The following is a 14,333-nucleotide window of genomic DNA, read 5'->3' as shown; positions in this document are numbered from 1 at the left end:
GCCTTCCAGTTTCGAAAGGACAATTGGAAAAAGGTAAAATATCATCTTATCGAACTTGAAAGTAAATATGATGAAAAAAAAAAATGGAGTTCCTTTGTAGTGGAACTCCATTTTTTACTTCAAGTTTTATTATAAATTGTCTTAAAAAGATTGTGCCAAACTAATGGTGATTCGAGTTCCGTTTCCTTTTACATAACTCATATTACTAGACTGCCATTGGGAAATAACAGTATAATAATCTTTATTAAAACCCGTTGGGTGTAATTAAATTGGTTGATTTTTGATATTGTTTAATGGTCTGTCAAAGATGAATTTATTGCTATATTGAACCAATGTTAATGCGGTTATTTTTGCTAAAATTCTTGTTTTAAAACCTTCAAAAGTTTTAGCATAATTGTTTCTAATCTTGAACTGGTCGCATAATTGTGAAAATAATGTTTCAATTCTTTTTCTTGATTTCCTAAAGATATAAGGTTGTGGCTTATAATCTTTCTGATTAGCTCTTTTTGGTGTTTCTAATTTGATATTTACAGTTTGAAACAAATCTAATTGAATGCTTTGAGACAAGTAACCTCTATCGCCAAGCAGCACACAATCAGACATTTGTTGTTTTATGTTTTTCAAAAAATGAACGTCGTGAACTTCTGCTTTTGTAATATCTATTGAGTGGAAAATTCCATTTATAGAACAAACACCATGTAATTTGTACCCGTAAAACCAATTGTTTTGAGAAGCACAAAACCCTTTTGAAGGAGCTGTTTCAAACTCATTTTTACAGATTTTAACTCTTCTATGACGTGCAAATTTACAAATCTCCAACGGCATATTATCCACGATGAAATAATCTTCAAATTCTAAAAAGCGAGATGCTAATTTTGTTCTTACTTCGTCTAAAAAGAAAAATAATTTTCGTCTTCGCTTATTAAACTGACTTCGCTCAATTAAATTAGATATTTGTTGCTTATTAATCTCTTTAAATAAAGAATTCTCGCTATCAATTGACATAAATTCAGCGGTTAAACTTAATGCAACTACTTCTAAATCAGACATTTTTTGTTTTCTACCGACATCAGATTTATTCTCTAATGTACAATCCAAAGAACTTATAACTTCTAAAACTCTAAAATAATTTTTTACTATATTTGACATAGATATTGGTTTGTTTGGCGACTTCAAGATACTGAATTTCAGTATCTTGACCAATATCTAATCATTCTTTTTTACTACAAATAATTACACCCAACGGGTTATGTTATAATTACATTTTTGTACACCACAAATCAAAGTGAACAGCCTTTTAAATAATTGATACTTATTTTACATTTCTTGTGCTGTTGGGCGGAATATAACTTCATTAATATCAACATCCTCCGGCTGACTGATGGCGAAAGCAACCACCCTTGCAAAACTATCTGGGCTAATTCCTACTTCGCCTACATAATCTTTATTGGCCTGCTGAATATCTGCTTCGGAAATATGTTCCAGCAATTCTGTTTTTACAGCACCTGGACAAACAATTGTGGTACGGATATTATATGGTTTCACTTCCATACGTAAACCTTCTGTTAAGGCCCGAACTGCATATTTTGTGGCAGAATAAACGGCAGAACCATTGAAAACTTTATGACCGGCAACGGACGAGGTGTTGATAATCTGACCAAATTTTTGCTCTTTCATATAAGGAAGAACCGCAGCAATACCGTTGAGTACACCTTTTATATTTACATCAATCATCATATTCCACTCGTCAACATTTATTCTGTCTATTGGCGACAAGGGCATTATTCCTGCATTGTTTAAAATCACATCTACTTTGCCAAATCTTTGGACAGCTGTATCCACAAGGTTTTTAATTTGGTCAAGATTGGTTACGTCTGCTTTTACGGCAAGTGCTTTTCCGCCGGTTTCATTGATTTGTTTTGCTAACTGTTCAATTTTTTCGGCTCTTCTTGCTCCTAGGATAACTGTTGCGCCAAGTGTTGCTAAATGTTTTGCTGCAGCTTCGCCCATTCCACTACTTGCTCCGGTAATGATTACTATTTTATCTTTGATATTATTTTCCATAATTGAATTTTATTTTAAAAACCTATTTTATACTGTTATAAACTTCTTCTGTTACGGCTTCCTGCCAATTCACAATTCCTTTTTCGGTGTTTGGAACGATGTATAATTGTTGCAAACCCACATCAGCACTGGCTCCGTGCCAATGACGAACATTTGGTGGGCATTTCACCACACTCCCTTTTTTGATAATTTCAATTGGCTGTCCTTCTATTTGATGATAACCAATTCCATCTGTAATAATTAAAATTTGACCGGCAGGATGACTATGCCAATTGCTTCTTGCACCGGGTTCAAAATATACATTGCCCACTGCTGTTGTCAACAAACTATCTGTTTCTATCAAACCAACATTGTACGCATTTCCGGTAAAATTTTCACTTGAACCTTTTTCACCTTTCGGGAAAATTTCTGTTAATTCATTTTTATTTGTTACCATATTTTCCTGATTTTTATTGTTGCACGATAGTAGGGTCATCGCCAAAACGGTTATCACTGAAAAGTTTTTTAAAATATTTTTCATTCTGATTATTGTTTAGTTATTTTCTAATTTTACCACCACATTTCCATTGCCTAAAGCCTCGGCAAGTCCAGCTGGATTATCTATATTTCCCAGTTTTGTATAACTGTACGAGGTATTGAAACTCTTATAAAAAAGCACCAACGTGTTACTTCCGTACAGCATTAAATCTCCATTTTTTATCGCACCACCAACGGATGCATTAGTTGGAAGTGGATGGGGTAAATCGTAATACTTTTCGTTGTTATTCAATTCGGTCATATCAATCGTAAGTGGCAGCAGTGCTTTAAAAGCTGTAGCACTTGGATTATCATATAACGTTGCGCTAAAAATTTCGGTGCCAATTGTGATTTTCATTTTTGTTATTGAAGGATTAGTGCTTACACTGCTATTATTTTCGATTGAATTAGGCTCATCATCTTTACTGCAACTTGCTGCGCAGCACGAAAACGTAAATAAAACTGTGATGATTGTTATCAGAGATTTCATATCCAGTATTTTAAAATGTTGAAGCATCGATGACATATCTATATCTTGCTTCTTTATTCACTACCTTATTCCACGCATCATTTATTTCTGATGCTTTTATCACCTGTATCTGCGGATAAATTCTATGGTCGGCACAGTAATCCATTACTTCCTGGGTTTCGGGAATGCCGCCAATCAGCGAGCCGTTGAAATTCACTCTGTTAAAAATCATATTGAAATTATTGATGGTCAATTCGCCGTTTACAGGCTGTCCGACCTGTGTGAAATAGCCGTATTTTTTAACACAGTCGATGTAAGGAGACATTTCATACGCATACGGAACGGTAGAAATCATAAAGTCGAGTTTGCCTTTGTACGGCTGTAAATCTGTTGCCGATTTTACCACGATAACTTCCTTTGCCCCAAAACTTTTAATGTCATTCACTTTTGAAGGAGAAGTGGTAAATGCATACACTTCAGCACCTTTTGATACGGCTAATTTCACAGCGATATGGCCCAAACCACCGATGCCGATAACACCGATTTTATCCCCTTTCTTAAAATTGATTTTCATCATTGGCGAATAGGTGGTGATACCTGCACAAAGCAATGGTGCTGCATATTTCAGGTCAATAGTTTTAGGAATTTTTATTGCAAAGTGCTCAGTAACTACAATATTGTTGGCATAACCACCTTGGGTAATTCCGGTTGGCGATGAGGCTTCCGGGGTACCATAAGTGCCTACCATTCCGCCCGTTTCGCAGTGATGTTCTTCGCCGCTTTTGCAACTGTCGCATTTCATACAACTGTTTACCATACAGCCCACACCAGCTTGGTCGCCTACTTTAAATTTGGTCACATTTTTACCCACTGCGGTTACAATTCCTGCAATTTCGTGACCAGGAACCTGTGGATATTTTTGCGGACCCCAATGTCCTTTTATAGTATGAATATCCGAATGGCAGATTCCCGAATATTTAATTTCAATTAAAACATCGTTGTCGCCCACTGCTCTTCTTTCAAAATTCCATGGGACCATTTTTCCTGCTACATCTTTTCCTGCGTAGCCTCTTGCTTTTATATTTTTATACATTGTATTATAATTTGTTTGTGCGAAAATTTGCAAAGGTCCGGCAAGCACCAAACCTGCACTTGCAAGCGAAGTCTGTTGAATAAATTTTCTGCGGGAATTATTATTATCGTTTGACATATTTTTAAGCATTAATTTCTTTAATGATTTTTGCAGGAATTCCGCCTACGATGACATTGTCTGGAACATCTGTTGATACTAACGAACCTGCTGCTACAACGGCATTTTCACCGATAGTTACACCTTGCAGAATGGTAGCATTTGCCCCAATCCACGCATTTTTTTTGATGTGAATAGGTTTAGGAATTAACGATTGCCTTTCTGCAGGATTTATGGGATGACCTTCGGTAAGCAAACTCACTTTAGGCGCAATCAAAACGTTGTCATCGATGGTAATTCCGCCCAAATCCAAAAACACACAGTCGAAATTAATGAACACGTTTTTGCCTATTTTGGTATGCTTACCGTAATTGATGTGCAAAGGCGTAAAAACGGTTACACTTTCGTGAATTTCAGTTGCAGTAATTTGGCTTAATAAATGTCTAATTTCCGTTGGTTCAGTCGCATTATTCATCTGTACAACCAACTTTTTCGTAACAAAAGAAGCTTCACGCATTTTGTAAGCTTCGGCATCGTTAGAAGAAATGGTTTCGCCGTTTCTCAACCGTTCAAAAATATCTGCTTTTTCCATTGTTTTATTTTAAACACAAAGATAGGCCGGTGTCAACCGTGTTTTGTTACATTTATAGCGCAAGTAATGTCAAATATTACGTATTTTAGCACTAAAATATACTGCGATGCCGAAAAATACACTTCCAAAAATCATTTTTCTTGAAATAAAAGAGGGTACTGCGTTTACTGAATGTATTATAAAACAGTATCATACGCATTTGTTCTGCCATCGTGGGAGCATCAAATTTTTGTTCAATGATACGCCAATGGTCTGCAAATCCGGACAGTTTTTGTTTTGGTTTGCTGAAAGCAGGCTGGGGCAAATACAGACCAGTAAAGGGTTTAAAGCCACTGTACTGCTGGTGGAAAAAGATTTTCTGACCAATAATATTCCAGATCAGGGATGGAGCATCAATGCACAGTTACATTCGAGGGTTTTTCCGGTAAAAAATATTGCGGCGATTGAAGAAAAAGAACGAATTCTGAATAATTTCAAATGGATGAACCAGCGTTTTAACGAAACGGAACACCGCTTTTACGATGAAGCGCTGAACCTGCAAATGCGAATTTTCATCCTGGAAATGTGGCACACTTTCGCCAATGAGTACGAGCAACGCCGTCACAGCCTGCAAACGGGAACGCTTTACCAGCAATTCATCAATCTTTTGCAGCAGTATTGCCTCACAGAGCGGGAGGTTCAGTTTTACAGCAATTTGCTGAATATCACACCCAAATACCTCAACCACCTCTGCAAAAGCCATTCAGGCATCACCGCATCGGAATGGATACAGCGTCACGCTAAAGAACGGATATTGATTTTACTGCAAAACAAAGACCTGAACATTTCCGAAATTGCAGATGAAATGAATTTTTCGAGCCGTTCTTTTTTTACTAGATATGTAAAAAAGGTTTTAGGTTTAAGTCCTAGTGAGTTTAGAAATCGTGTGAATTAGTTTGTCATTTTTTAGTTGGGCGGTTTGTTCGGTAGGGTTTCCGATAACAGCTAGCTAACGTTAGTTGCGGAGTTGGTAGGCGGATTTTGCACCATAGTGTGAGGCAGTTTAAAGGAATGCGTATACTAGCTGCGCTAGCACCGCAATTAGTGTTATTTTCTGTTAGCGGCTGGCTTACTACCGTTTCTTTAGTGACGGGGCTTCTTTGCAATGCGGCCTCTCGACTGCGCTTGCTGTAAAGGGACTTGCTGAATTGGTGTGGATGAACTTGATACACGGGTTGCGCTAGGGATGGAAGCGGCATCCTTTAAGGCTTGATGGGGTTTCGCATAAGGGATGAGCGCCTTAGCCTTAAAGATATAGCGGACAGCCCGACCGAAGGGAGCGCCCAGATGATAGTGAAGAGGCAAGAGGCAAGAGTCAAGAGTGAAGGGTTGTGGGTTGTGAGTAGTGAATGGTGAATCCCTCGGCTGCGCTCGGGATGACAGTTTTTTTTGTTTATTCGTTTACAGGTTAATTTGTTAGATTGTTTTTATTAATACGTTTTATAGTGAAAATAGAAATTAGTTCTATTAATTTTCTTTTTTGCTTGATCAAAAAAGAAACAAAAAAATCAAGTCTAACGCTTTCTCGTCGGTCAAATTAGTTTTCGAATACTAAAAGAAAAGAACTCGCTGCGCTCAAACAGCTTTTCTTTTTACGTATTCTTCAAACATTTGACGCTCGACTGCGAAAGCTAAGGACGACATTCATACTAAAATTTACCTTCATAATTTACGTTTTAGGATTTCGGCTTTGGTGTTGGGTTTGAAGGAAGCGCCGGCGCAGCGCATGACGGCATCGAAACCGTAACGACTTTTCATTTTGTCCATGGCTTCGTAGAGGGCTAACATTTCTTCGGTGTCTTCGAAAAGGTTGATTTGGTAGGTTCCTCTTACTAATCCGCTGAAACGGATTCCGATTAAGCGTAAACGCATTCGGCGTTGAAAGAGTTTATCAAATAGTTCTATCACATTTTTTGTGAGGATATGGTCGGCTGAGGTATAGGCAATCTTACATTGTTTGGTTTCGGTATCGAAATTGGCGTAGCGAATTTTGACCACTACCGTTGAGGTAAGCCATTGTTCTGACCGCAATTGAAAGGCGAGTTTTTCTACCATTCCGGTTAGGATGGTTTTTAACTTTATTAAATCGATTGTATCCTGGGTAAAGGTATGTTCGGTAGAAATTGATTTTCTTTCGGTATATGGTTCTACGGGGGTGTTGTCTATTCCGTTGGCTTTTTTCCAAATATCAATCCCATTTTTACCAATCATTTGCTGTAGAACCTCCGCTGGCATTTCAGACAGGGTTTGTATGGTTCTAATACCTATTCGGGATAACAACTGAAAGGTTACATTGCCGACCTGTGGGATTTTTTTAATGGATAACGGATTTAAAAAAGGCTTTACGAGGTGTTCTGGAATTTCTAAATTTTGTTTTTGTTTGCCTTCGCCCGTACCAATTTTGGAAACGGTTTTGTTGACCGATAATGCAAAGGTTAACGGTAAACCTGTTTCTTTTGTAATGGTTCTAGCAAGTTCATCTGTCCATTTGTAGCTACCATAAAATTTATCCATGCCAGTGATGTCTAAATAAAATTCGTCGATACTGGCTTTCTCTACTACGGGTGCTTTTTCTTGAATGATTTCGGTAATGGTGTGCGAAAATTTGGAATACAATTCCATATCACCTTTTAATACTTTGGCTTGTGGGCACAATTTCAACGCCATGCTAATGGGCATAGCCGAATGTACTCCAAAATGACGAGCTTCGTAGGAACAGGAAGCTACTACTCCCCGATCGCCACCACCAATGATTAGCGGTATTCCTTCTAATTGGGAGTTGGTTAGTCTTTCGCATGAGACGAAAAATGTGTTCATATCCATGTGTACAATTGCCCTTGCCATTTTTTTTCCTTTACATTGTTTGAATTTGTTCCTTTTATTTTACAAAATTAGTACAGATTGAAACAATTTGTTTTAAATTTGTTGTTCCAATTTATAACAAAAACATTATGTCTTTATTTTCTGATAATATTCGCGCTTTACGAGTTCGGGCTAAAATTTCGCAGGAGAAATTGGCTGAAGAGTTGGGCATTACAAGAGGGAGGTATGTAAAATATGAAGATGGCACTTCGGAAGCACCCTACGATATTTTGAAAAAGATGGCACTTTATTACCACATTAGTATTGATCTATTATTAACTGTTGATGTGCGAAAAATTCATCTCGAGGATTTATTGAAACTGGAAAACAATCGACTATTGCTGCCGATACAAATTGATGTTGCTGGCGAAAATGTGATTGAGGTGGTTACTGAAAAAGCCAAAGCGGGGTATTTGACTGGTTTTGCTGATCCTGACTATATTGAAAGCTTGCAACAGATTTCGTTGCCTTTTTTGGGTTCTGGAAAATACAGAGGGTTTCCAGTTGAAGGCGATTCGATGCCACCGCACGAAAAAGGGTCTATTATTGTGGGACGCTATGTTGAAAAATTAGGCGACGTTCGTGATGGCAAAACCTATATTTTGATTACCAAAAATCATGGGATGGTTTACAAACGTTTGAATAAGAATAAAAAGAATTCGTTGGTTCTGGAATCTGACAATAGCTTTTACCCGAATTATGAAGTTAAGTTTTCGGAAATTCTTGAGATTTGGGAATTCCAATGCAGTATTGGGCGAACGGATAGGAAAAATGAATTGTCGGAATTGGGTGAATTGAAAGGGCTTGTGTTGGAGTTGAAGCGGGAGGTTTTGAAGTTGAAGAGGGAGTGAGTTGTGGGTTGTGGGTTGTGGGTTGTGGGTATGGATTGCTTAGTCGGTGCGCTGTCGTGTGTGCAAATTTGCGGTATTGGGTTATACTTTTAACTACAACTTAAACTCTGCCCAAAGGGGGTAATGATCGGAGAGCATAAAAAAAAGGGATTGTTTGGTTAGTCCTCGATTGTTTAAAGCTGTTTTTACAAAATCGTAGTTGCCTCCTGTTAGAAATTCTAAGGAAAGGTTGTTTTTCTTTTTGCTGTCTTTGAACCAAGCTATTTGGTCGTAATATTTGGTTTCGTCGAAAATGGAGCGTGTTACTTTTTCGTTTTGTAAGGCTGGCGGTATGTAAAGTCCTTCGGAAATGAAGGTTTCGTTTAGCAAGTCGCCCCGTTTGTCGATGTTGAAGTCGCCTAATGCTATTAGATTTTGGTGGTAGGCATTTATGTCACTTGCCCAACTGGATAACCATTTGGCTATTCCACGTAGTTCTTCAATGCGGTCGCTGGATGCTTTTCCGTACAGAATGTGCAGGGTTACTAAAATAAAAGTTTGGTCTTGTGCTCTGAAACTTACTGCATAAGGGGAACGGACGAATTGTTTGGTTAGCATACCGTTTGAAATTTCGTTTGTCCATTCATTGGGCACCACCAATTCGCAGGCTAAACCGGAAAGGTTTACGCGTCGGGTATCAAAGATATAGGCCATTCTTTCTCCATTTCCTGCATCTCCTTGGTTGACATCGGTTAGGATTAACGACCAGTCGTTGCCTAATACTTTAAGTACATCACGCAATCCTTTGAGATTGGCTTTTACTTCTTGCACCGCAATGACATCGAATCGTTTTATGATTTCGGCTATGCAGATTAGGGAATGTAAGTCGCGCTTCGGGCTGTCGGATGCTGCTGATTTCCATTTTCGGGTAATGTCGCCAAAACCTCGTATGTTCCAAGTCGCAATTAGGAGGTTTTTTTCGAGTTTCTTGGGTGGGATTTTTAGATCTAAATCGTCCTTTAGTTCTTTTAGGTTTTGGGCTATGTCAAGTGGCAAAACATCTTCAATTGAATCCATTCATTTTTGGTTTTGATTGGAATATAAAGATAGGTGGAAATTTTGAGTTGTGGGGTGTGAGTGGTCAAATGGTGAATGGTTTGTGCTCGCTACGCTCGGGTTTGTGGGCTTAGATCGCTATCGTCGTGTGCAAATCCTTACTTAACATCGGGATGGTTTTTATACATTGCCGTCTGCTTTAAGCTTTAAAAGATGTATATAAAGCAAAGAAGACAATCAAATACATAAATGGAGTGCTTTCAGTAAAAGAATAAAAAGATATTTTAAACCGATTTGATAATCTTTTAATTAATCATTAACTTTAAAAATATTGATTCATAGTATATATACGTAAGAAATTATTATATAACTAAAAAATAAAAATCTTGACTTTTGAGTAGATTTAGTTCAAATTATCCATAAAAAAAAATAACCATGCAAGAAAATCATTCACATGACAAAAAAAATCCTTATTTAAAATTTGCCCTAATTATGGCTGTATCATTTATATTGATGTATCTGATAATGTTTTTGAACGTTGCAGAATTCAGTCATATTCATAATAGTTTAACACGAGTTTACATGACTACCTTAATGATTGCTGTTATGGCAATTAGTATGCTATTATTTATGTGGAAAATGTATCCTAAACGAGAAATTAATTTCGGAATTATTGCTTTTGCATCAATATCCTTTTTTGGGACTTTGTACCTATTGCGTACCCAAACACCAATTAGTGACGTACAATATATGAAGGCGATGATACCGCATCATTCATCAGCTATAATGACTAGCAGTAATGTAGATTTCAAGGATCCTGAAGTTAAAAAATTAGCCGAGGATATTATTATTGCTCAAGAAAAGGAAATCAAGCAAATGAACGAAATCATTAATAGATTAGAAAATAAGTAGTCTACAATTATGCTTTGTGTAAAAAAATATGGTTTGTAACCGTTATATCTAAATAGTGAAGTCAAGTTAGATAAACTTGGAGTTCACTACATTACTAGAAGAATTGAAACTTTTAGCGGATTCATTTTAGATTGTTAACAATTAAAAACAAATTACATTTACTGAAAATTATCTCGCTTTTCGCAAAACCCTTTCCGTATAGTCGGTTAAAATAGCATCAACTTCAAGTTCAATCAGTTTATTTATTCTTTCATTTGCAGATTTAGGGGGCATTATAGCCGCTTTTAGTTCCATAAGTAACTTAAAATCTCATCCTCTGAATTCGAATTGCATTTAAAACAGCTAGTAATGCCACACCAACATCTGCAAAAACAGCTTCCCACATTGTCGCCAAACCTCCAGCACCAAGAACCAAAACAACCGCTTTTACAGCAAAGGCCAGAACTATATTTTGATACACAATTTGCTTGGTTTTTTTACCAATATTTATAGCAGTAAAAATTTTCGACGGTTGATCGTTTTGAATAACAATATCTGCAGTTTCAATTGTGGCGTCACTACCTAAGCCACCCATTGCAATTCCTGCATCGGCAAGAGCAACTACAGGGGCATCATTGACACCGTCGCCAACAAAAGCAATTTTTAAGTTTTGAGCTTTAATTTCTTCTACTTTTTCTACTTTGTTTTCGGGCAATAAGTCGCCATAAGCTTGGTCAATTTTTAATTCTTTAGCAACGGCATCTACAACGGCTTGTTTATCTCCTGAAAGCATCACTGTTTTTACATTTATTCTATGTAAACTTTCGATAGTTTGTTTAGCATCTTCTTTGATTTCGTCAGCAATTAGAAAGTAGCCAGCATATTGTTGATTAATAGCAACAACGACAATTGTAAATGACAAATCATCAATTTCGGGGGCATATTTAATATCAAATTTTTGCATCAGTTTTACATTTCCTGCCAATACTTCGTTACCATCTACTTTTCCTTTTAATCCGTGTCCTGCAATTTCTTCCACATCAGTAACGATAGTATTTTTTTCTGAGCCTTTGGCATATTCAATAATTGCTGTTCCTACGGGATGGGTAGATTTGGTTTCGAGTGCAGCTGTATATTTGACCAAATCGGCTTCGGGAATACTAACAGCTACCACTTTTTGCACTTTGAAAACGCCTTTAGTCAAGGTGCCTGTTTTGTCCATCACTACCATTTGAATAGCTGCCATTGTATCCAGAAAATTGGAACCTTTTACGAGAATTCCGTTTTTACTTGCAGCGCCAATACCACCAAAATAACCTAACGGAATGGAAATAACTAAGGCACAAGGACATGAAATTACCAAGAAAATCAAGGCACGATACAACCAATCGTTGAAGATATAATTTTCAACAAATAACATCGGAATCACACTTATACCAATGGCTAAAAAAACAACAATTGGAGTGTAAATTTTAGCAAATTTTCTAATGAATAATTCGGTTGGTGCTTTTTTAGATGTTGCTTCTTGCACCATTTCAAGAATTTTAGACAACTTACTATCTGTGTAAGATGTTGTAATTTTAACTAGAGAAACCGAATTCAAATTGATCATTCCTGCTAATACTGTTTCATCTTTTAGTTTTGAATCGGGTTTGCTTTCTCCTGTTAGCGCTGCTGTATTAAATGAAGCTTTATCTGATACTAATTGTCCATCTAAACCTAATTTTTCTCCTGGTTTGAGTTGGATTATATCTCCAATTTTGGCGGTTTCTGCTTTAATTGTTTTAGCTACATTATTCTCTATGATAGTTACTTCATCAGGTCTTTGATCTAATAAAGTTTTGATGTTTTTTTTGGCTCTTTGTACTGCAAGGAATTGAAAAATTTCGCCAATCGCGTAAAATAACATTACTGCTACACCTTCAGGATATTCACCAATAGCAAATGCTCCAATTGTAGCAATCGACATGAGTAAGAATTCAGAGAATACATCACTTTTACGAATGCTTTGAATGGCTTCTTTTACTACTGGAAGTCCGACTGGAATATAGACTACAACATACCAAACTATTCGAACCCAGCCTGTAAACCAAGATTGGATAAAATAATTATCAAAACCAATAGCCAACAATAATAAGCCGAAACTTATTATTGCTGGTAAAAATAATTGGAATGTAGCTTTTTCTTGAGAAGTATGGTCGTGATCATGACCGTCATCTTCTGTATGTTGCTCTTCTGCTTTATTGATTTTTTCTTCTATTCTACAGTAGTCTGCAGCGTCTTCTATTTTGTTTGATTTTTTATTTATCATATAATCTATACGTTTACGTTTAATATTTTTTAAATGTCTTTTCGAATAACCATTGCTCTTAATGGGAGGACATTTAATCCACCTTGTATTTCCGACAGGAATGTTTCCAATAAATGATTAACTTGTATTATTTAAAATTTATTTTTGCTGATACTATTGTAGCATTATAAAAAGGTTTCGATTTAGTAGGTGCTTTAATATTTACTTTCATATCTACTGATTTTTATCCACTAATTAATGTTCGTGTTCTCCACCACCTTTCATAGCAGAAAGTAAATAAAATGCGCCTTTAATTACAATTTTGGCGTTAGCTGGAATTTGCTCTACAAATTTCACTTCCGTATAGCCTAAATCGGTTGTTCCTGGTATCACTTCAATGGCTTTAAAATAAATTTCGTCATGTCCTTCCTCTTCTTCGGAATGTGATTCTCCTTCCTTGTGTCCGTGAGTTTCTGATTTTTTAACAGTAGCTTTTTCTATGTGTTCTTCTTGGATATAAACAAAAAATTTATCTCCATTTTTTACTACAGCATCTTTAGGTAGTGCAGGAACAGTTGCATTTTTTATATTAATGTTGGCTGAAACATACATACCGGAAATTAAATCTTTCGAATCAGCAGGATTAATTTTGGCGTGAACTGCAACACTTTTACTTTCATTAGAAAATGATTTATTGATACCAAATATGGTTCCTTTAATGGCTTTATTTCCTTGATTGGTCAAAACAAAATCAATAGTTTGCCCTGTAGCAATAGATCCTAAATCTTTTTCATATACATTCAAGTCCAAGTGCATTTGGCTATTATCAACTACTTCAAAAAGCGTTGTTCCACTTTCGGCAAATGCTCCCTTGGCAATGCTTATTTTTCCAACGTAACCAGAAATAGGAGAAATTATCGGAATTAAACTTGAGCCATTAGTACTCATATTTAAGGTTTGCAACTTACTTTTTGCTGCCTTGGCTCTTGCTTTTTCTACATCTAATTTAGCTTTTACTTCTTGCAAAATTTTTCTAGGATTTACATTTTCATCGCTTAAGGTTTTCTGACGATTGTATTCTAATTGCAAGTACTCAATATTGGCTACTGCCGAATTATAATCTTCTTGCATCTCCACTACATCAAGGTTTTGCAATGTGGCTAACACTTTTCCTTTCTTAACATACGTACCTTCAAGAACCAAAATATCTTTTACTGTTCCGCCAATTAAAGTCGAAATGTTTGCCATATTTTGCGGAGGTACGGTGGTATAACCATTGGCTTTTATAACAAGGTTTAGGTTTCTGTTTTCTATGGAACCTGTTTGAATACCAACTGTTTGGAATTGTGCAGCGGTTAAAGCTACCTCATTTTCTGACTGTTGTTCTTCGTGACCATCTTCTTGATTCTTTTTATCCTGACAAGAAGTAAGAAGTAGTAAGGAAAAAGTAGTAAGAATGAAGACGAACTTCAAATTTGATTTTATATTTTTCATTTTGGAAATTATTAAATATTAGAAATTATTTCGCCACTTCG

The 14,333-nt window shown here is 36.4% G+C and carries 13 protein-coding genes; 3 read left to right on the top strand and 10 right to left on the bottom strand.

The features are described from left to right. Positions 1-264: 264 nt before the first annotated feature. The 6 genes from I5M07_RS00425 to I5M07_RS00400 form a co-directional block, all read right to left on the bottom strand. On the bottom strand, positions 265-1,149 hold the full coding sequence (locus I5M07_RS00425) for an IS982 family transposase (protein ID WP_449536175.1): 885 nt from the start codon (positions 1,147-1,149) through the stop codon (positions 265-267). A gap of 168 nt (positions 1,150-1,317) precedes the next feature. After that, entirely contained in the window at positions 1,318-2,064 is a 747-nt protein-coding gene (locus I5M07_RS00420; RefSeq protein WP_200104218.1) for an SDR family oxidoreductase, read from the bottom strand. A gap of 22 nt (positions 2,065-2,086) precedes the next feature. Further along, positions 2,087-2,584 carry a cupin domain-containing protein gene (locus I5M07_RS00415; RefSeq protein ID WP_233621897.1) on the bottom strand — a complete coding sequence of 166 codons (498 nt, stop codon included), beginning with the start codon at positions 2,582-2,584 and terminating at the stop codon, positions 2,087-2,089. Between the two features lie 12 nt (positions 2,585-2,596). Continuing rightward, entirely contained in the window at positions 2,597-3,070 is a 474-nt protein-coding gene (locus I5M07_RS00410; RefSeq protein ID WP_200104217.1) for a cyclophilin-like fold protein, read from the bottom strand. A gap of 10 nt (positions 3,071-3,080) precedes the next feature. Next, a complete protein-coding gene (locus I5M07_RS00405) occupies positions 3,081-4,259 on the bottom strand; it encodes an NAD(P)-dependent alcohol dehydrogenase (RefSeq protein WP_200104216.1) in 1,179 nt (392 codons plus the stop codon). A gap of 4 nt (positions 4,260-4,263) precedes the next feature. Next, positions 4,264-4,830 (bottom strand): sugar O-acetyltransferase, encoded by a 567-nt coding sequence (locus tag I5M07_RS00400; RefSeq protein WP_200104215.1) that lies wholly within the window; start codon positions 4,828-4,830, stop codon positions 4,264-4,266. A gap of 106 nt (positions 4,831-4,936) precedes the next feature. Here I5M07_RS00400 and I5M07_RS00395 point away from each other — a divergent pair, with 106 nt between their 5' ends. After that, positions 4,937-5,764, top strand: a complete 828-nt coding sequence (locus I5M07_RS00395; protein WP_200104214.1) for an AraC family transcriptional regulator — start codon at positions 4,937-4,939, stop codon at positions 5,762-5,764. Positions 5,765-6,531: 767 nt separating this feature from the next. Here I5M07_RS00395 and dinB read toward each other — a convergent pair. Continuing rightward, positions 6,532-7,713 (bottom strand): DNA polymerase IV, encoded by a 1,182-nt coding sequence (dinB, locus tag I5M07_RS00390; RefSeq protein WP_200104213.1) that lies wholly within the window; start codon positions 7,711-7,713, stop codon positions 6,532-6,534. Between the two features lie 107 nt (positions 7,714-7,820). Between dinB and I5M07_RS00385 the strand changes: the two genes are divergently transcribed. Continuing rightward, on the top strand, positions 7,821-8,582 hold the full coding sequence (locus I5M07_RS00385; RefSeq protein WP_200104211.1) for an XRE family transcriptional regulator: 762 nt from the start codon (positions 7,821-7,823) through the stop codon (positions 8,580-8,582). Positions 8,583-8,675: 93 nt separating this feature from the next. On the opposite strand, the gene I5M07_RS00380 is transcribed toward I5M07_RS00385, so the two are convergent. Next, on the bottom strand, positions 8,676-9,638 hold the full coding sequence (locus tag I5M07_RS00380; protein ID WP_200104209.1) for an endonuclease/exonuclease/phosphatase family protein: 963 nt from the start codon (positions 9,636-9,638) through the stop codon (positions 8,676-8,678). A gap of 561 nt (positions 9,639-10,199) precedes the next feature. Here I5M07_RS00380 and I5M07_RS00375 point away from each other — a divergent pair. Beyond that, entirely contained in the window at positions 10,200-10,529 is a 330-nt protein-coding gene (locus I5M07_RS00375) for a DUF305 domain-containing protein (RefSeq protein ID WP_317191304.1), read from the top strand. 301 nt (positions 10,530-10,830) lie between these two features. On the opposite strand, the gene I5M07_RS00370 is transcribed toward I5M07_RS00375, so the two are convergent. Next, on the bottom strand, positions 10,831-12,819 hold the full coding sequence (locus tag I5M07_RS00370; RefSeq protein WP_200104205.1) for a heavy metal translocating P-type ATPase: 1,989 nt from the start codon (positions 12,817-12,819) through the stop codon (positions 10,831-10,833). A 234-nt stretch (positions 12,820-13,053) separates the two neighbouring features. Next, a complete protein-coding gene (locus I5M07_RS00365) occupies positions 13,054-14,292 on the bottom strand; it encodes an efflux RND transporter periplasmic adaptor subunit (RefSeq protein WP_200104203.1) in 1,239 nt (412 codons plus the stop codon). Between the last annotated feature and the right edge of the window lie 41 nt (positions 14,293-14,333).

Origin of the sequence: Flavobacterium agrisoli (assembly GCF_016522065.1) — a bacterium.
GTDB classification, from domain to species: Bacteria; Bacteroidota; Bacteroidia; order Flavobacteriales; family Flavobacteriaceae; genus Flavobacterium; species Flavobacterium agrisoli.
The sequence above is the reverse complement of the archived record's forward strand: the minus strand, read 5'-3'. Positions and strand labels throughout refer to the sequence as shown.

What these genes read in the sequence shown, in the direction of transcription:
- I5M07_RS00395 (WP_200104214.1), top strand. Translation starts at nt 4,937, where the DNA reads ATGCCGAAAAATACACTTCCAAAAATCATTTTTCTTGAAATAAAAGAG.
- I5M07_RS00415 (WP_233621897.1), bottom strand. Translation starts at nt 2,584, where the DNA reads ATGAAAAATATTTTAAAAAACTTTTCAGTGATAACCGTTTTGGCGATG.
- dinB (WP_200104213.1), bottom strand. Translation starts at nt 7,713, where the DNA reads ATGGCAAGGGCAATTGTACACATGGATATGAACACATTTTTCGTCTCA.
- I5M07_RS00370 (WP_200104205.1), bottom strand. Translation starts at nt 12,819, where the DNA reads ATGATAAATAAAAAATCAAACAAAATAGAAGACGCTGCAGACTACTGT.
- I5M07_RS00375 (WP_317191304.1), top strand. Translation starts at nt 10,200, where the DNA reads ATGACTACCTTAATGATTGCTGTTATGGCAATTAGTATGCTATTATTT.
- I5M07_RS00400 (WP_200104215.1), bottom strand. Translation starts at nt 4,830, where the DNA reads ATGGAAAAAGCAGATATTTTTGAACGGTTGAGAAACGGCGAAACCATT.
- I5M07_RS00425 (WP_449536175.1), bottom strand. Translation starts at nt 1,149, where the DNA reads ATGTCAAATATAGTAAAAAATTATTTTAGAGTTTTAGAAGTTATAAGT.
- I5M07_RS00385 (WP_200104211.1), top strand. Translation starts at nt 7,821, where the DNA reads ATGTCTTTATTTTCTGATAATATTCGCGCTTTACGAGTTCGGGCTAAA.
- I5M07_RS00365 (WP_200104203.1), bottom strand. Translation starts at nt 14,292, where the DNA reads ATGAAAAATATAAAATCAAATTTGAAGTTCGTCTTCATTCTTACTACT.
- I5M07_RS00380 (WP_200104209.1), bottom strand. Translation starts at nt 9,638, where the DNA reads ATGGATTCAATTGAAGATGTTTTGCCACTTGACATAGCCCAAAACCTA.
- I5M07_RS00405 (WP_200104216.1), bottom strand. Translation starts at nt 4,259, where the DNA reads ATGTCAAACGATAATAATAATTCCCGCAGAAAATTTATTCAACAGACT.
- I5M07_RS00410 (WP_200104217.1), bottom strand. Translation starts at nt 3,070, where the DNA reads ATGAAATCTCTGATAACAATCATCACAGTTTTATTTACGTTTTCGTGC.
- I5M07_RS00420 (WP_200104218.1), bottom strand. Translation starts at nt 2,064, where the DNA reads ATGGAAAATAATATCAAAGATAAAATAGTAATCATTACCGGAGCAAGT.